This is a genomic window from Parachitinimonas caeni, assembly GCF_030129945.1.
GTDB classification, from domain to species: Bacteria; Pseudomonadota; Gammaproteobacteria; order Burkholderiales; family Chitinimonadaceae; genus Parachitinimonas; species Parachitinimonas caeni.
Map to the genome: position 1 here is coordinate 1 of NZ_JARRAF010000003.1, position 16415 is coordinate 16415.

Consider the following 16415-nt stretch of genomic DNA (forward strand, 5'->3'; position numbering starts at 1 on the left):
CTTTGCAGTGACTGGCATCAATCATCAGCCACTCAAAATCCGGATCAACAATCAGTAGCTCAAGCAGTTTTTCCCACACGCCCTTGTCGCGCCATCTGCCAAAGCGACGGTGGGTGTTATTCCAGTCGCCATAACTTTCGGGCAGATCTCGCCAAGGGGCTCCTGTGCGCAGAATCCAGAACACAACATTGATAAACAATCGGTTGTCTTTGGCTACGCCTCCCCACTGACCTGCCTGGCCCGGAAGATGAGGGGCCAGCAAGGCCCAAGTGGCGTCGCTGATGTCATGCCGGTGGAGGCTGCTCATGTCAATCCTTATAAATCGCAAAATACTCTTATTCGACTAAATCCTAACTCGTGACGACACTATCTAGCCCCCCAATCAGCCATTTGCCAGAGGCGTCACATCGCCTTGAAGCGCCAGGCGTAGGCCTGGCTGACTTTCAGCACAGCCGCGTGGCCACGTAGCTCGACGGTGATGCGCCCCAACTCATCACGTCGGGCGCGGGCAATGGCATCGGCGCGAACCACGGTGCCCCGGTGAATCTGCCAGAACTGTTCCATGTCGAGACCGGCGATCATTTCTTTCAGCGGTTTGCGCACATGCGCTTCATCATCCACACAAACCACTCGCGTGTATTTCTCATCCGACTCGAAAAACAGTACCTGTTCAATTGGAAACAGCTTGATGGTGTCGCCAACGCTGGCGCTGATCCAGCGAATACGTTTGGCTTCTTCCGCCGGGCGCAGGCGTTTGTCGAGTTCCGCCATCAGCTGGCTCAGATCAGGCGCCGGCAGGGCTGCGGCCACCCGTTCTTGCAGGCGCTCCACCGCCTGAGCCAGCCGCTCCGGGTTGATGGGCTTGAGCAGGTAATCAAGCGCCCCGGCGTTGAAAGCGTCGATCGCGTAGCTATCGTAGGCCGTGGTAAACACGGTATGGCACTGGCCATTCACCGCATTGGCCACGTCCAGCCCAGACAGTCCCGGCATGCGGATGTCGAGAAACGCAATATCCGGGCGATGCTGCTGGATCGCTTCGAGCGCATCCGCCCCATGTTCCGCCTCCGCCACAATCTGCAGCGCTGGCCAAGCCTGCGCCAGCATCCTGCGCAGCTCGGCGCGAGGCAGATCTTCATCATCGGCAATAATCGCTGTCGTCATGCGGTCTACTCCCTGTTGTATTTGATTTTGGTTGAATTAGGCTCTGTTGACGTTTTGTTTCCGGAAATAAAACGTCAACAGAGCCTAGGTTCGTCGATGGCTCACCCCACCGCAAACGTCAGAAACGCAAAGGTACGGTGATGATCGCGGCAACGCCGCCTTCCGGTCTGGCTTTGAGTGTCAGCCCGCCTGTGCAGCCATATAGCGCTGCCAGCCGCTCGCGGATATTGGCCAGCCCAATGCCGGTGCCGCTGCTGCTACCGCCAAACCCGACCCCATCATCGTGCACGCTGACTTCCAGCTGTTCACCTTGCTCGGTCTGCAGCCGGCGGGCCTGGACGCGGATGAACCCCTGCCCTACCTTGGGCTCGATACCATGCTTCACCGCGTTCTCGACTAGCGAAATCAAGGTCAGCGGCGGCAGGCTTGCCGTCTGCAGGTCGGGCGCTGCGTCGATTTCGAAGCTCAGTCGGGGGATGCGCGCGCGCATCAGCCCCAGATACGCCTTGGCCGCCTCCAGCTGGGCCGCCAGGCGCCCTTGCGAACTTCCCCCATCGCTGCGCAATTTGGGAATTGTCGCCCGCAGATAATCGACCAGATGATCGACGATGACGATCGCCCGCTGCGGGTCAGAGGCGATGGCCGATCGTACCCCCGCCAGTGTATTGAACAGAAAGTGCGGCTCAATCTGCGCAGCCAGCACCGATAGCTTCAGTTCAGCCTGATTGCGCTCGGCCTCAGCCTTGGCCAGGGCCTGCTTTTGCAGGACTTCCTTCAACTGGCGTTGCTGTCGGAAGAACATCAGCAGTTGGAACACACTCCCCAGCCAGAATCGCATGAACCATTCGATGATCTGGCCGAAGTAATACGGCAGGGTGCTCCCCCCATCATCCGGCTGCTCGCCAGTCGCAGGCCGCACGTTTTGCTCAGACGGGCGAGTCGCCGAAGTAGAGCCTGGCTCGGCATCTTTGATGATCGTTGCAGCAGTCAGACGGTACTTCGGCTCATTGGCGCCGGGGTGCAGCAGATGCCCGGTCAGCTTTCCCAAACCGAATGCCGCCGCCAACCCCAAAAAAATCGCCGCAATCAGCGCCGTCCGCTCTTTTTTCTCGGGCCAACCCTGGCGTCGTACCCATACGGCCAGACCCGGCCCCAGCAAAATCAGAAACCAGCCCCGGAGAAAAACATTCAAAGTGGCTTTAACAATGCGCAGAGCAGGTGCATCACTGCCTACCAGCATGCTCATCAACATCATGCCGCAGAGAATGGTCACCATCAGCCCCAGCGCCAGGGTGCGATAACGAAACCATTGCAAGCTGAAAATCGGATAGCTGCGCGACCGACTGAACCAGCCCGCACTGTGCGCGCTGACTTCAGTAGGAAGGGGCTGCTCGATTCGGGCTGCAATATCTGCGGACGATGGGTTAGTCATGATCAAGACCAGATAAGTGAGTGAGTTTGTACACGGTACAGCTTGGCCTCGAAAGATAGCGAAGATGCGACCAGCCGGGGGAATTTGCCGACAAACCCCGATTTTTCCAGCACGAACACAAGGCACTGTCGGCAGCTGGTTTACATGGAACCCATGTCAAAGCATCCCGGCCCCTCCAGTTAGGCCCGCAAAACCGGTGCGTATTGCTGCAGGAAGTCGGCCAGAGAGAGGCTACCCAGATCGTCTCCATCCCGACTGCGGAGCGCCAGTTGCTGCTGTGCCGCTTCGCGCGCACCGACGACCAGCAGATACGGCACCCGGTTAAGCGTCTGCTCACGAATCCTGAAGCCGATTTTTTCGTTGCGCAGATCAGCCTCGGCACGGATGCCGCTGGCCTTGAGCTGCTGCAGCACCGCTTGTGCATACGCTGTCTGCGCCTCGCTGATTGGCAACACCACCGCCTGCACTGGCGCCAGCCAGACGGGCAGATTACCGGCGCAATGCTCAATCAGAATACCGATAAAGCGCTCCAGTGAGCCGAAAATGGCCCGATGCAGCATGACCGGCCGCAGCTTGTCGCCCGATTCCGCAACGTAATTCAAGTCGAAACGCTCCGGCAGATTGAGATCGACCTGCAAGGTACCGCATTGCCAATCCCGACCAATCGCGTCACGCAGCACGAACTCCAGCTTCGGGCCGTAAAACGCCCCCTCGCCTGGGTTCAGCTGCCAGTCGAGCTGCTGGTCTTGCAGCACCGACTTCAATGCGCCCTCCAGCTGATCCCACACGGCGTCGCTACCGATCCGGTTATCCGGCCGGGTTGAAAGCTTGATCCTGACATCCTCAAACCCGAACTGGCGGTACAACTGCAGCACAAAGCGCACGACCTTGCTGCATTCGTCCGCGAGCTGATCAAGCGTACAGAAGATGTGGGCATCATCCTGAGTGAAGTGACGTACCCGCATCAGGCCATGCAATGCCCCTGAGGGTTCGTAACGATGCACCTTGCCAAACTCCGCCATGCGGATCGGCAGATCGCGGTAGCTTTTCAAACCATGTCGGAATAAGGCTGCGGCACCGGGGCAACTCATCGGCTTGAGCGCAAACACCCGGCCATCCTCAGTTTCAGTCGTAAACATATGTTCACGATAGTTTTGCCAGTGGCCCGACACCTCCCACAAGGATCGATCCATGACATCTGGCGTGTTCACCTCGACATAGTCTTCCCGCTCGTGCTCGGCACGCATATGCGCTACCAGGCGCTGAAAGAGCGTCCAACCCTTGGGATGCCAGAACACTGCCCCCGGCGCATCTTCCTGGAAGTGGAACAGATCCAGCCGCGCCCCCAGTTTGCGATGATCCCGCCGGACCGCTTCCTCCTGCCGCTGCAGATAGGCAGCCAGTTCCGACTCGTTACGCCAGCAGGTGCCGTAGATCCGCTGCAGCATCGAGTTACGGGCATCACCACGCCAATAGGCACCGGCCACCTTGAGCAGCTTGAATGCCTTTAGCCAGCCCAAGGACGGGACATGCGGCCCTCGGCACAGATCTTCGAAGCCCCCTTGCCGGTAGAGCGAGACCCTTTGATCATCAGGGATCGCATTAATCAGCTCCACTTTGTAGTACTCGCCCTGCGCGGCAAACAGGGCAACGGCCTCATCCCGCGCCAGCTCACGCCGCTCAATCGGCAGGTCTGACGCAGCCAGCGCACGCATGCGCGACTCGATCTGCAGGAGATCATCAGGAGTAAACGCATGTTCGCTGGCAAAGTCGTAATAAAAGCCATCTTCGATCACCGGGCCAATCGTGACCTGTACCTCCGGAAACAGGGATTTGACCGCCATCGCCAGCAAATGGGCACAGGAGTGACGCAGGAGGTCGAGCGCTGGCTCGTCCTGCAGCCGGATGATTTCAACTCGTGCGTCGTTGGCAATCACATGGCGAGTATCCACCAGCTGGCCGTCAACACGGCCTGCAACGGCAGAGGCCGCCAGCCGCGGTCCAATCGCCGCAGCAATGGCATGGATCGTTACCGGCTGGGCAAAACACAGCTCGGACTGATCGGGAAGAATGATTCTGGGCATGACGTGACTCCTATTGATTCAGTTCCTCATCGGCTGACTCGCCGGGTAGAAAGCACTGAATCACCGGGGGAGGCAGCCGTTGCGGCTACCTCCACTCGGGCTAGGTAGCCATCGAGGTGGTGGTGGTTGTAGTGGTTACAGCAATCAAAACCGACAGACGTGCGCCCACCCACTTCCTGTCGGAAATGGCTTGGCAAGCACACAAAAAGGATTGTTTCTGGCAGTTCATGCGCTACACCCTATCAGACAGCTGGTATTTTTTACAAGACCGGTGGCGAGGTTAGTCCCACTTCTTGCAAGCGTTTTCGGCTGACTCGCCGTGCCAGGCGCCAATGCGCATGTAGGCCATAAGAAGGGATGCGAATTACGCGGTTGGCGCGCAAAATAAAAGAGAGGCGCCTCAACACGGCGCCTCTTCATAAAACGCCCTTATGGGGAAGGGCGATGGGCGGGGAAATCAGTCACGCCAGGAGGAGGGCATGACAGACCGAAACTGGTAAGGCTTCGATCATGGGTACAAGGATGCGCCATGTTCGGCGCGATCGGAATCAGGCTATACCGAATGAGGTGTAGGAAGTTTCATCACTGTTTGTAGGATTTACCTGACAAGACAACCATGACAATTCGAATATTGCTGGCAGACGATCACGCCATCGTTCGCGATGGGCTAAAAAAATTGCTAAGCGACGAGGCGGATCTGGAAGTCGTCGATGAAGCCATGTCGGCGCAGGAAGTACTGGAAAAAATCGATAACCCAAGCTTGAGCTTTATCATGCTCGATGTTTCGATGCCTGGCGCCAATGGGCTGGATCTCATCAGCGCGGTACGCCGGCGACGGCCTGATTTGCCGATGCTGGTGTTGTCGATGCACAAGGACGCCCATTTTGCGGCCCGCGTGCTGCGTGCCGGCGCCAATAGCTACCTGAGCAAGGATATTCCGTTCGACACACTCGGCGGTGCCATCCGCCGTACGGCTCAGGGTGGGCGGGTAATCGACCCGGATCTGATCGATGCCTTGCTAAGCCATGACCGCCCCGATCAGAACCGTCCTCTGCACGAGGCACTATCCGAACGCGAATATCAGATCTTTCAGCGCATCGCGAGTGGCCACGCACTTAATCAGATTGCCGATGAGCTCAGCCTGAGTCCGAAGACGGTCAGCACCTACAAAAATCGGTTGATGGAGAAGCTCAACGTTGGTAGCACCGCCGAACTGGTGAAATATGCGCTGGAACATGATGAAATCGCACGTAGTAGCTTGAGTACAGATTAGGCGCTGCACACCAAGCTGCAGTCTCCCTTCCCATTTTGAAAGTGACCTGATGCAAGTTTTACCCACTCTGGCTGCCGACACCCCAGTCTACGACCGCTTGGCTGCCCAGCTTTCTGCGCTGCTGGCCGGGGAACGCCATCCGATTGCCAACACCGCGCAATTTGCCGCCTTTCTCTTTCAGGAACTACCCGCCCTGAATTGGGCAGGCTTCTACATGCTCGAAGCCGAAACCTTGGTTCTTGGCCCGTTTCAAGGCAAAGTTGCTTGTGTACGCATTCCTTTAGGACGAGGTGTCTGCGGGACGGCCGCTCAATCCCGCCAGACTCAGCGCGTTGCTAATGTGCATGAATTCGCTGGCCACATTGCCTGCGACTCGGCATCGAATTCAGAAATCGTGATCCCCCTGATCAAACAAGGCAGATTGCTTGGGGTGCTGGATCTGGACAGCCCACAGCTTGATCGCTTTTCCAGTGATGACCAAACCGGCCTGGAGCGTTTGTGCCAGATCCTGCTGGATGGTACCGACTTCTAGACGCTGTTGACGTTTTGTCTCCAGTCGCACCGGGCCGGATTTTGGGGCGGGGCGAGACTGCGTGAGAGCGGTTAAGCGCGCTCAACTAAGCGATCCTTCACGACGTCATGCCCCAAACAACAACGCCCCGAAATCGGGGCGTTGTTGTTTGGGGGTGTTGATCAACCACTTATTTTGCGGCGACCAGGATCACCATCTTGTTACCCGCACGGATAGCCTGGCGGCTGCCGAGCTGATTCCACTTGCGCAAGGCAGCTTCTTCCACCTTGAATTTACGGGCAATCGAAGCAAGCGTATCGCCACGCTGAACAACATACTGCTGCTCTTTGGGCGCCTTATCCGCCTTGTCACGACCTTTGCCTTTCCCGGCTTTTTCTTCGACCGCAGACGACGCTTCTACAAGCTTGATGACCTGCCCCAGCGCCAGCTTTTCCGATTTCAGCTTGTTGAGCTTTTTCAGTTCCGCCGCATTGGTATCAAAGCGCTTGGCGACAGATGCCAGGGTATCGCCACGCTGAATGGTATAGCTCGTCGGCTTTTTAGCAGCGGAGGGCTTGGCCTCTGCTACTGTAGACTCCGGTTCTGCCTGCTTGGCCCCTGCCAGCGCAGCTGCCAGGGTTTGACGCGCCGAGATATCTACGCCATCGACAATCGGCACCAGAATCGTCTGACCATCGGCCTTGGCTTGTTTGACGGGGATCTTGTTGACATCTTTCAACTCAGCCAGCGAAATATCAAAGCGTTTGGCCACGGCATCCAAAGCCTCACCACGTTTGGTGACGTATGGTTGCCAGGACAGCAAAGGCTGTTTGTACTGGGAAAGGTTTTCCTGAAACACCTCAGCCTTGTCGGCTGGCAGCAATAACTTGCGGTCGTCCTTGTAGGCAAAAACCGGCCGGATCAAACCTGGATTCAGATGCAATAGTTCATCCATCGAGGTCTCTGCCAGCTTGGCAATCAGCTTGACGTCCATATGCCGGCCGGTACTGATGGGCTGGAAATACGGCTGATCCGGGATGGTGTCGAGTTTGACGCCGTATTGCTCCGGGTGCGCAATGATATTGCGGACCGCCAAGAGTTTTGGCACGTAATTGCGGGTCTGGTCCGGCATCTTGATTGAGGAAAAATTCCCCTCTATCCCTTGGGCACGGGTTTTCGACAGCGCTCGCGCCACCCCACCCTCACCCCAGTTGTATGCCGCCAAGGCCAGCTGCCAGTCACCAAACATATCGTGCAGAGTCTGCAGGTAGTCCAGCGCCGCCCGGGTAGCCGCCATCACGTCCCGCCGGCCGTCGTACCACCAGGTGCGCTCCAGGCCATAGCGCTTGCCCGTAGAGGGTATGAATTGCCACATGCCCGACGCTGCCGCATACGACTCGGCCTTTGGGTTAAAGGCGCTTTCGATGATTGGCAGCAGCGCAATTTCGGTGGGCATGCCTCGCTTTTCCACTTCACTGACAATGAAGTAGAGGTAGCGCTTGCTACGGTCGATCACGCGCTTCATGTAATCCGGCCGCTTGGCATACCACTGCTCGTGCTGTCGGACTAGCGGGTCATCCAGTTGCTGGATGGCAAAACCGCCACGGATGCGGTTCCAGAGATCCACATCGGTGCCCGAAGCCAGTGGGCTCGCTCCGGACAATTCATCCATACCCGCCGAGGTATTGGCCTGGAGCGCATCCGGTCGGTTATTCAAGCGGAAGCCGGTCATCACATCCGGTTTGGATTCCGGTTTTACCTCAGCCTTTGCCTCAGGCTTATTGGTAGCTTTTGCTTCAGACTTAACGCCATCACCAACCACTTCAATCGTACGTGTTTCGGCTGGGCGGGATTCGACCTTCAGTTCAAGCGGCGGTGATTCTGGCGAAGCACCGGCGTCATCTAGGGTTTTCTGAGTGGGATTGGAGGTCACGGCAGGATCTGCCGCAGCGAGCTTGGCTGTTGTGCTATGGCGGCCGGTATCGAGCTGATAGTCGAGTTTACCTACGCCTGCCCCTTCTTCTGCAACGGCAGTTGGCGCAGAGAAAGCAGCACACAGCGCGAGCAACATCAGGTTCAGTTTGAACATGGTGTGGTTCGCCCTGGAAGATTTACAAGGTCGGGATGGTAGCGGGGCCAATTAAGCAGTGTCAAATAAAAATCCTGTCAAATTAACAACATGCATGCGAATTCCACTGTGAAAAACGCCACACAGAGGGGTTGGTCCTGATGAGTTGGAATCCTTGAAATTGCTCAGCGAAACCCGTCTTTCCAGCGTCGAATTGTGGCAAATACATCGACAGGTTTGACGGCATCCGGTTCCCGTTGCTGGGCTGCCACGACAACCTCTGGCACCTCACAGCGCAGAAATGGATTGGTCGCCCGTTCCTCTTTGATCGTCGTTGGCAGCGTCGGTTTACCCTGCTGTCGTCGCAAGGCATCCGCACGCGCCCTCTCCTGCAGCTGCGGATTGCCGGGCTCGACTGCCAGGGCAAAGCGCTGATTTGACAAGGTATATTCGTGAGTGCAGTACACAAGGGTATCGTCAGGCAACTGCGACAGGCGACTCAGGCTCTGCCAGAGCATGGCCGCCGTGCCTTCAAATAAGCGACCACAACCACAGGCAAACAAGGTATCGCCACAGAACAGCATCGGCGCAGAATAATAAGCCAAGTGATCCAGCGTATGCCCTGGCACCGCCATCACTTCCAGGCTCAGGGCCAGATCGGCTAAATCAACCCTTGTTTTGTCCGCCACAGGATGAGTCACCACACCGATATCGGGTGGGCCATAAACCGGCACCGCCCGATCAGCCAGCAGCGCAGTCACCCCGCCGGTATGATCAGGATGATGATGCGTCAGCAAAATGGCCGCCAAGTGCAGCTGCTTTTGCTGCAACCATTGCCTGAGCGGTTCGGCATCGCCGGGATCTACCGCAACCGCGCTCCGGCCATTGTGTAAAACCCAGATATAATTATCAGTAAAGATTGGAACCGGGCTCACTTCTATCATGCACTCACCTCCCGACCCGGCCATCCCTGCCCTGCAGCCGATGGACTCGTTCGCCAACTGGCTCAAGTCGCCTTTGGGTCGTTATTTGATTGAACGGGAACAAAATTTTTTCGATCACGTTGTTGCCGACATATTCGGCTACTACGCCTTGCAGGTAGAGTTGCCGGTCTACGACTTTCTGCGGTCAAACCGCATGTCCTGGCGGGGCAGTGCCGGCCTGTCTGCCGGCTGTAGCCTGCATTGTGACCCTGCCCACCTACCCCTGCTCAACCACAGTATTGATCTGGTCGCACTGCCGCATGTACTCGACTTTCATAGCCACCCGCATCAGGTGCTACGCGAAGTCGAACGGGTGCTTGTTGCAGAAGGTCGGGTCGTGATTACCGGATTCAACCCCTGGAGCCTGTGGGGCGCCAGCCGCTTACTGAAGAGACGGCGCGGCATGCCTTGGCAGGGTAACTTCCACTCGCTGTCCCGCATCAAGGACTGGCTGGCGCTGCTGGGGCTTGAGCCGACGGCTGGTCGCATCTATTGCTATGCACCGCCCTTTGCCAGCGCCTCATGGCGTGAGCAGTTTGATTTCATGGAGTTTGCCGGCGACCGCTGGTGGCCTGTTGGCGGCGCCGTCTATTGCCTGGAAGCCATCAAGCGCGTGCGTAGCGTGCGGCTGATCACGCCCGGATGGCGTGTGCCGAAGCCGATACCGGTTGCGGTCGCAGAGCCTGCGCGAACACAGACGGCTGCGACCCCACCCGCATCCAAGCGGGTGGGGCCTGCCGATAGCTGACAGACGACTGGGCTGCTTAAGCCAGGCGTTTACGCCAGGTTTCCACCGCCAGGGTAATCTGCCCCAACTCACCAAACAGCTCGACGCCCGGCAAATGACGTCTGACGCCCGCGACACCTGCCCCACTCGCCCATAGCTCGATTCCCTGCGGCAAGCGGCTACGCAACTCGGTAAGCGTGGACAGAATCGAGGTCGCGGCAAACGAAGCGCCAAACGCCAGGGCCACCATATCGACGCGATAGCGGTTGGCCGCTGCGGCAATTTCAGTCAGAGGCAGTGCCGTACCAAGCGGTAGCGCCTGGCAGTTCTGCGCCCGCAGCAAGGCCTCCACCATTAATAAATCGAGCGTATGCGGCTCTTCCGGCACGGTGGTCAGCAACACTCTGGGACGCAGCTCCGATTGGCCGAAGGCATAAATCACCTGCCTGATGATGGATTGCACCTGCTCAGAAAAGCAGTGTGCCTCGCAAGCACTGATTTCGCTTGCCAGGGTAGCTTCGGCCACCCGCCGGTTTGCCGCCACCACAAAATCAGATACGAAGTTGCTTAATCCACGATTGACGAATTGCGCCTGCAAAAACCGCTGCAAACGTGGAATATCGTGCAGCAATAATAATTCAATGAGCTGATCGAGTTGGTCTGCATCATCTCTGGGCTGGCGCAAACCCGATGCAATTCCGCCCAATAACTCGGTCAGCTCGTCGGTGCTGCGTAATACGATTTTCCCCGGCCGCATTCCCTGATCCAGCAAGCGGCGAATCAGACGCAATTTCTCTATTTGAGTCAGCGGATATACCCTGTCACCAAATCGATCGCGCTGTGGCTGAGGAAACCCATATCGTCGCTCCCACATCCTGAGCAAATCTTTGGATATACCGGTCTCCCTTTCGACGGCAGCAATGTTAAGTCCGGCAATTTCATTGTGATGGTGATAACTCATCGTCCTGACCCGCCTTATACTGGTTGCTCCAAGAGCCTGATTCAAAAAACAATGACCGCAGCCATACAGGATTTTCCCGTATGGTCAATGACATCCGCTCCTCAAATTAGATTTATCTATATCGGATGATTACAAGCTGGCAGTCATTCCCCTACAAGCATTGCCCTACCTTACTGATTTGACAGTTTTTCATCTGAACCCATTCAAGCACCCAGCAAATACCGGATTTAAATCCTCAAGCAATGCCACCCCAAGGCTCATGGCCAAACATTAATAATCCCTGATATTCATTCGCCAGTGGGGATTCAGCACTCTCCTCGTATGGCATTTCAATCCGACTTCGGATTGTCCATATCAAGATTTTTCGTTCACCCTCATACAAACCCGAACGAATATTGAAACTAAAGCACATCGCTGCCAATTCTCCAAGATTTGAATACCGACAATCCCATCGAAAACAAAGCACTGAATGGCCACTTCTGCACGACAAATATCTATCCTACCCTTGCGCAGCATCAAGGCTTGGCTTGCACAAAAATGCAGTGATTCGATGTTACAATCCCATTCAATTCGTTTGAGAAATGCCAGGCAACAAACCGCTTTTGTCCCGATTGAACACTTCTGGCCGCTGAGCAGCGTGTCGGCGCAGTGTTCCGCTGAATCTGGAGGCAGGTTTTTATTACATGTATTTGAATACGTCTTTATTTGCCTAATACAAAACGGGACGAAATGGTGTGGTTTGTTTCAATTCACACAGAAATGGTTGTATAGCGCATTCGCACCACACGGCATTCGTTTGCGCGGATTATCCCTCTGGCGGGATCAGGCAATATTGGTGAGCCAACCCCTCGTCTAACCGGCATTCATCAGGTAGCCTTTCGCAGTTTTCTAAACAGGCACGCGGTTCGCCTTGCCCTTTTGCAGGCGGCTTCATACTAAAAAACGGGAGATAACATGCACTACAGAAAGATGCTGGCCGCCATGGCCATGACGCTTTGTGCCCCTCTGTTGGCACATGCAGCGGGCGACCCCAAGGCGGGGGAGAACAAGAACTCCATGTGTGTGGGCTGTCATGGCGTCGATGGCTATAAAACAGCCTTCCCCGATGTCTATCACGTCCCCAAAATTGGTGGTCAGCATGCCGAATATCTGGCTCTGGCCCTCAAGGCATACAAAGCCGGACAGCGCAAGCACCCGTCAATGCTGGGCATCGCAGCGCAACTTTCTGACAAAGACATCGAAGACCTGGCGGCCTATTACGCTTCCAGGAAGCCGCAATAAGGAAATCCGACCATGCGTATCAGCCTGATTATCGCCACTTGCCTGCTGGCAGCAGGTAGCGCCCAAGCCGCCAATGCCGATCTGGGCAAAGACAAAGCAGCCACTGTCTGCGCCAGCTGCCACGGTGCCGATGGCAAGAGCAGCAACGGCCAGTATCCGATCCTGGCCGGGCAACACAAAGACTATCTGATCAAAGCGCTGAAGGATTATCAAAGCGGCGCCCGTAACAACGCCATCATGGCGGGTATGGCCAAGCCTTTGAGCAAGGCGGAAATCGAGTCGCTCGCTGCCTGGTTTGCCAGTCAGAGCGGGCCACTGAATATGTCTCGCTAGGCTCTGCCGCTGTCAGCCCAAGGCCGGCCTTGATACCGGCCTTTTTCATTTCAAACGGCCGATCCTGCGCTGCCGAATGCCGGCGACAAGCGGATTCGACCTTTCTCAGGAATCCCCCATGCAGCACTACCCGCAATTTGCCTTTGATCATTATGTGGTCCGCACTGCCGGGCTGGAGGATGTGCCGGCGATTGTCGATATGACGGTACGCAACCGGGACATTCTGGCGCCGCTGGAGCCCGTGCGCCAAGAGAGCTACTACAGCGCCGAACACTGGATGGTCGTGCTCACCCAGGCTCGCAGCGCCTTTAATGACCGGCGCAGTGCCCTGTTCTGGTTGTTTGATCGCGATAGCCAGCGCGCACTCGGCAAAATCGGCATCAGCAATGTGGTCGGTGACCCTTTCCATGCGGCCTTCCTCGGTTATTCCTTGTCGCAAGAGCAGTGGGGGCAGGGTCTGATGCGTCGCTCACTGGAAGTCACCATCCAGTTTCTATTCGACGAATGGAATCTGCACCGGCTGATGGCCAACTACATGCCGGAAAATGAGCGCTCCGGTCGTCTGCTGCGGCGTCTGGGTTTTACCGTTGAAGGCTATGCGCGTGACTACCTGCGCATCAATGGGGAATGGCGAGATCATGTGCTGACCTCGCTGCACAAACCGGACTGGCAGGCACGCTAGCAGCCAGTCGGACTTTCCGGCGCGCAGGCGGAAACGCGGGAGAGCGAGACCCGTTTTGCTGGCTTTTGAGGCGCATAGTGAGCGCATGCAACGAAAAGTCAGCAAAAAATGGGCTGTTCAACCCGCGAGTTCCGCCCGTGCATCGAAAGTCCGACAGGCCGCCAGGCTCTGCACAACCCATACCCAGGCCCGCCCTCCGGGCAGGCCGCTGCGAAGGTATATCTGGCCTAACCTGCCGCCAAGAACGCCCGGTATCCCATGACAAGGCGGGGTTGACGGCTGGCGCCCGCCCACCTAGAGCCTATACTCCACCGATAGCGTGATTCCATACCGATCCTCGCCTGCATAGCTGTTTGCAGAATTGGCAGGTAGTGGTCCTTCGATGGATAGTGCACAGACCGCCGCGCACCTCGGTGATCTGAGGCTCTGTTGACGTTTTATTTCCGGGTCGATTTTTGGGGCATGGCGTCGTTAGGGTTCGCTTATTTAGCTCGCTAAACCTCACTCACCCTGCCTCGCCCTGCCCCAAAACTCGGCCCGGCGCGACCGGAAACAAAACGTCAACAGAGCCGAGAATTCCAATGCAAGATGAGCGGCCAGCGCAGCGCGCAAGCCACGCCGCCATGCGGTGCGCTCCATACGCCCGGTTTGTGGCGCCATTTACCTTATGCAAGCAGCTTGTTTGCCGTAGCAGCATCGCTGTGTTCAGGAGGAGAACAACGATATGCCCCGCCACCACTATCCAGGCTGGTTTACCCAATCGTGGCCAGAAAGCCGGTTCAATGCCATGCGTCACGCAGGAGACCCTCTGGCCGACAGCACGGTGGAAGTGCTGTTCAAGCGCGGCGACCGAGAGATGGTCAATCAGGTTTTGCGCCACCTGCATCAGCCCGGTGAATGGCCCAGCGATACCCCGATAGAGCTGCAGGCTTATCTGGCCGCCTCGCAGACACTGCCAAGCTGGGCGGACACGGCCACACTCGACCGCGCTTACCGCTTCATCGATACGCATGGCGTGCGCTACAACATCGTTCTGCTGTTCCTGTCGCTCCCCATTCTGTACGCCTGGAAAATTGGTGGCGCACAGACACTGGCGATGACCGGCCAGCTATCCGAGCATTTTCTGCGCCGCGTTTCAGAGACACTGCGTTTTGTGCGGGATGTGATTGCCGAAGATGGTCTTGGGCCACAAGGGCGTGGCATACGGACCACCCAGAAAGTCCGGTTGATGCATGCCACCATCCGTCACTTTGCCCAGAGCGCCCGCTGCCCCGGCGATAAGGATTACTGGAATCCGCAGTGGGGAGTCCCCATCAGCCAGGAAGCCTTGACCGCCACCATGCTCGCCTTCAGCACCATTGCGGCGGGAGGCCTGCGCAAACTGAATGTCCCGGTGACCCGACAGGAAGAGTCAGACCTGCTGCACCTGTGGAAGGTGATTGGCCATGTATTGGGAATCGTCGATGCCAATATGCCGGCCAATGTTGAAGAGGCGCATCTGCTCTGGAATCGTTTTGACGACCGCAATTTCGGTGCCAGCCAGGCCGGCAGGTTGCTGACAGCCGCCCACCTCGAATTCATCAGCAAGCTGGCACACGGCGATGCCCTGCTGCACGAAGCCCTGCGCGGCACCGACGCAGCCTTGATGCGCTACCTGATGGGTTACCGGATTGCGGTAACCATGCTGGACGTACCAAGGCCGGGTATCTGGGGACTGATGATTACCTTCACCCGGCTGCTGTTCGGGCTGACAGAGCGGTTAGTGGACACCAGCGAACCGCTTCAACAGTGGCTAGACCACAACGCGGAAAAGCTATGGGCTGCCTTGCAGGCGTTCTGGAACAGCCAGGCCGCACCTCGACCGTTTGCAGTACCCAGCGAACAGCAGGCAGAACAGGGATTGCAGGAGATGTGTGCCCTCAACGCTCGTGATAGCCACACCGCACACTGAGACCCGACGCGGTTGACGTTTTGTTTCCGGTTCAAAACGAAACGTCAACCGCGCTCAGGCCATATCACTGCTGTACATCAGCCAGCGTCGCTTGCCGGCCCACTTGGCGCGATACATGGCAAGATCGGCATGCCGACGCAAGGTTGAAGCCGTCTCGCCATGATCCGGCGCCAGGGCAATGCCTACGCTAGCGCCCAGTGACAATGACTCGCCATCCAGCATCAGCGGTTCGCACAGTTGTTGGCACACCTGCTCGGCGTACTTGCGGGCGGCAGCGGCTGTCGGCACCGCCGGCAGCAGGATCACGAACTCATCGCTGCCAAAACGCGCCACCGTGCCCGACGGGTCGATTGACCGTTGCAGGCGTTGTGCCACCGCCAGCAACACAGCATCCCCCGCAGCTGCTCCGCGCTCGCTGTTGAGCGTGCGAAAGTCATCCAGATCGACAAACAACATTGCCACCAGCTCATCGCTGGCGCGCCGCAGCAGGGCATCTTCCACCCGTTGGTCAAACACGGCGCGATTGGGCAGACCGGTTAGCGCATCGGCATGCGCCAGCGCAGCCAGCCTATCGTGCTGGGCTTTCAGCGTGAGATGCGTTTGCACGCGCGCGCGCACCAGCCGTGGGGTAAAGGGTTTATGAATGTAATCAACCCCGCCGACGCGAAAGCCACGTTCTTCTGCGGGGGCATCGGTACGCGAGGTCAGAAACAGCACTGGCACCACCGCAAAATCCGGCAGCGATTTGAGACGCTCGCATACCTGAAAGCCATCCATCATCGGCAGCGACACATCCAGCAGAACCAGATCCACCCGCTGCGACATAGCCATTTCAATGGCCCGCTGACCATCACGGGCAAAGATGATCTGATAGCCATCATCCTTGAAGAAGTCGCGCAGGATCAGGATATTGTCCACCTCATCATCCACAATCAGCACAACTGGCCTTACGGCAACAGACACCACGC

At 57.3% G+C, this 16415-nt stretch carries 15 protein-coding genes; 7 read left to right on the forward strand and 8 right to left on the reverse strand.

All coding sequences use genetic code 11. The features are described 5' to 3' along the window. The 4 genes from PZA18_RS03045 to thrS all read right to left on the reverse strand — a co-directional run. Nucleotides 1–307 (reverse strand): IS5 family transposase (locus PZA18_RS03045; RefSeq protein WP_284099316.1); only part of this gene is annotated, 307 nt, incomplete at its 3' end. Nucleotides 308–402: 95 nt separating this feature from the next. Further along, nucleotides 403–1161 carry a LytR/AlgR family response regulator transcription factor gene (locus tag PZA18_RS03050; protein ID WP_284099317.1) on the reverse strand — a complete coding sequence of 253 codons (759 nt, stop codon included), beginning with the start codon at nt 1159–1161 and terminating at the stop codon, nt 403–405. 118 nt (nt 1162–1279) lie between these two features. Beyond that, complete coding sequence (locus tag PZA18_RS03055; RefSeq protein ID WP_284099318.1) at nt 1280–2593, reverse strand: sensor histidine kinase; 1314 nt, start codon at nt 2591–2593, stop codon at nt 1280–1282. A 179-nt stretch (nt 2594–2772) separates the two neighbouring features. Next, nucleotides 2773–4677 (reverse strand): threonine--tRNA ligase, encoded by a 1905-nt coding sequence (gene thrS / locus PZA18_RS03060; protein ID WP_284099319.1) that lies wholly within the window; start codon nt 4675–4677, stop codon nt 2773–2775. A gap of 616 nt (nt 4678–5293) precedes the next feature. Here thrS and PZA18_RS03065 point away from each other — a divergent pair. Beyond that, complete coding sequence (locus PZA18_RS03065) at nt 5294–5950, forward strand: response regulator (RefSeq protein WP_284099320.1); 657 nt, start codon at nt 5294–5296, stop codon at nt 5948–5950. Nucleotides 5951–5999: 49 nt separating this feature from the next. Further along, nucleotides 6000–6482, forward strand: coding sequence for a GAF domain-containing protein (locus PZA18_RS03070; protein ID WP_284099321.1), 483 nt, complete (start codon nt 6000–6002; stop codon nt 6480–6482). A 169-nt stretch (nt 6483–6651) separates the two neighbouring features. On the opposite strand, the gene PZA18_RS03075 is transcribed toward PZA18_RS03070, so the two are convergent. Together PZA18_RS03075 and gloB are read right to left on the reverse strand one after the other, a co-directional pair. After that, on the reverse strand, nt 6652–8550 hold the full coding sequence (locus tag PZA18_RS03075) for a lytic transglycosylase (protein ID WP_284099322.1): 1899 nt from the start codon (nt 8548–8550) through the stop codon (nt 6652–6654). 164 nt (nt 8551–8714) lie between these two features. Next, nucleotides 8715–9473: a hydroxyacylglutathione hydrolase gene (gene gloB, locus PZA18_RS03080; protein WP_284099323.1), complete on the reverse strand. Its 759-nt coding sequence runs from the start codon at nt 9471–9473 to the stop codon at nt 8715–8717. Between gloB and PZA18_RS03085 the strand changes: the two genes are divergently transcribed. Next, nucleotides 9472–10260: a class I SAM-dependent methyltransferase gene (locus PZA18_RS03085; RefSeq protein ID WP_284099324.1), complete on the forward strand. Its 789-nt coding sequence runs from the start codon at nt 9472–9474 to the stop codon at nt 10258–10260. The genes gloB and PZA18_RS03085 overlap by 2 nt on opposite strands. A gap of 16 nt (nt 10261–10276) precedes the next feature. Here the strand turns inward: PZA18_RS03085 and PZA18_RS03090 are convergent, their stop codons facing one another. After that, a complete protein-coding gene (locus PZA18_RS03090; RefSeq protein WP_284099325.1) occupies nt 10277–11200 on the reverse strand; it encodes a MerR family transcriptional regulator in 924 nt (307 codons plus the stop codon). A gap of 954 nt (nt 11201–12154) precedes the next feature. Between PZA18_RS03090 and PZA18_RS03095 the strand changes: the two genes are divergently transcribed. The 4 genes from PZA18_RS03095 (at nt 12155) to PZA18_RS03110 (ending at nt 15447) form a co-directional block, all read left to right on the forward strand. After that, nucleotides 12155–12481, forward strand: a complete 327-nt coding sequence (locus PZA18_RS03095) for a c-type cytochrome (protein ID WP_308447321.1) — start codon at nt 12155–12157, stop codon at nt 12479–12481. 12 nt (nt 12482–12493) lie between these two features. Continuing rightward, nucleotides 12494–12814: a c-type cytochrome gene (locus PZA18_RS03100; RefSeq protein WP_284099326.1), complete on the forward strand. Its 321-nt coding sequence runs from the start codon at nt 12494–12496 to the stop codon at nt 12812–12814. A gap of 118 nt (nt 12815–12932) precedes the next feature. After that, nucleotides 12933–13496, forward strand: a complete 564-nt coding sequence (locus PZA18_RS03105) for a GNAT family N-acetyltransferase (RefSeq protein ID WP_284099327.1) — start codon at nt 12933–12935, stop codon at nt 13494–13496. A gap of 724 nt (nt 13497–14220) precedes the next feature. Beyond that, entirely contained in the window at nt 14221–15447 is a 1227-nt protein-coding gene (locus PZA18_RS03110) for an oxygenase MpaB family protein (protein WP_284099328.1), read from the forward strand. Nucleotides 15448–15501: 54 nt separating this feature from the next. Here the strand turns inward: PZA18_RS03110 and PZA18_RS03115 are convergent, their stop codons facing one another. After that, complete coding sequence (locus PZA18_RS03115; protein WP_284099329.1) at nt 15502–16410, reverse strand: diguanylate cyclase domain-containing protein; 909 nt, start codon at nt 16408–16410, stop codon at nt 15502–15504. Nucleotides 16411–16415 lie beyond the last annotated feature (5 nt).

What these genes read in the sequence shown, in the direction of transcription:
- PZA18_RS03050 (WP_284099317.1), bottom strand. Translation starts at nt 1,161, where the DNA reads ATGACGACAGCGATTATTGCCGATGATGAAGATCTGCCTCGCGCCGAG.
- PZA18_RS03055 (WP_284099318.1), bottom strand. Translation starts at nt 2,593, where the DNA reads ATGACTAACCCATCGTCCGCAGATATTGCAGCCCGAATCGAGCAGCCC.
- PZA18_RS03100 (WP_284099326.1), top strand. Translation starts at nt 12,494, where the DNA reads ATGCGTATCAGCCTGATTATCGCCACTTGCCTGCTGGCAGCAGGTAGC.
- gloB (WP_284099323.1), bottom strand. Translation starts at nt 9,473, where the DNA reads ATGATAGAAGTGAGCCCGGTTCCAATCTTTACTGATAATTATATCTGG.
- PZA18_RS03095 (WP_308447321.1), top strand. Translation starts at nt 12,155, where the DNA reads ATGCACTACAGAAAGATGCTGGCCGCCATGGCCATGACGCTTTGTGCC.
- PZA18_RS03110 (WP_284099328.1), top strand. Translation starts at nt 14,221, where the DNA reads ATGCCCCGCCACCACTATCCAGGCTGGTTTACCCAATCGTGGCCAGAA.
- thrS (WP_284099319.1), bottom strand. Translation starts at nt 4,677, where the DNA reads ATGCCCAGAATCATTCTTCCCGATCAGTCCGAGCTGTGTTTTGCCCAG.
- PZA18_RS03070 (WP_284099321.1), top strand. Translation starts at nt 6,000, where the DNA reads ATGCAAGTTTTACCCACTCTGGCTGCCGACACCCCAGTCTACGACCGC.
- PZA18_RS03065 (WP_284099320.1), top strand. Translation starts at nt 5,294, where the DNA reads ATGACAATTCGAATATTGCTGGCAGACGATCACGCCATCGTTCGCGAT.
- PZA18_RS03075 (WP_284099322.1), bottom strand. Translation starts at nt 8,550, where the DNA reads ATGTTCAAACTGAACCTGATGTTGCTCGCGCTGTGTGCTGCTTTCTCT.
- PZA18_RS03090 (WP_284099325.1), bottom strand. Translation starts at nt 11,200, where the DNA reads ATGAGTTATCACCATCACAATGAAATTGCCGGACTTAACATTGCTGCC.
- PZA18_RS03105 (WP_284099327.1), top strand. Translation starts at nt 12,933, where the DNA reads ATGCAGCACTACCCGCAATTTGCCTTTGATCATTATGTGGTCCGCACT.
- PZA18_RS03085 (WP_284099324.1), top strand. Translation starts at nt 9,472, where the DNA reads ATGCACTCACCTCCCGACCCGGCCATCCCTGCCCTGCAGCCGATGGAC.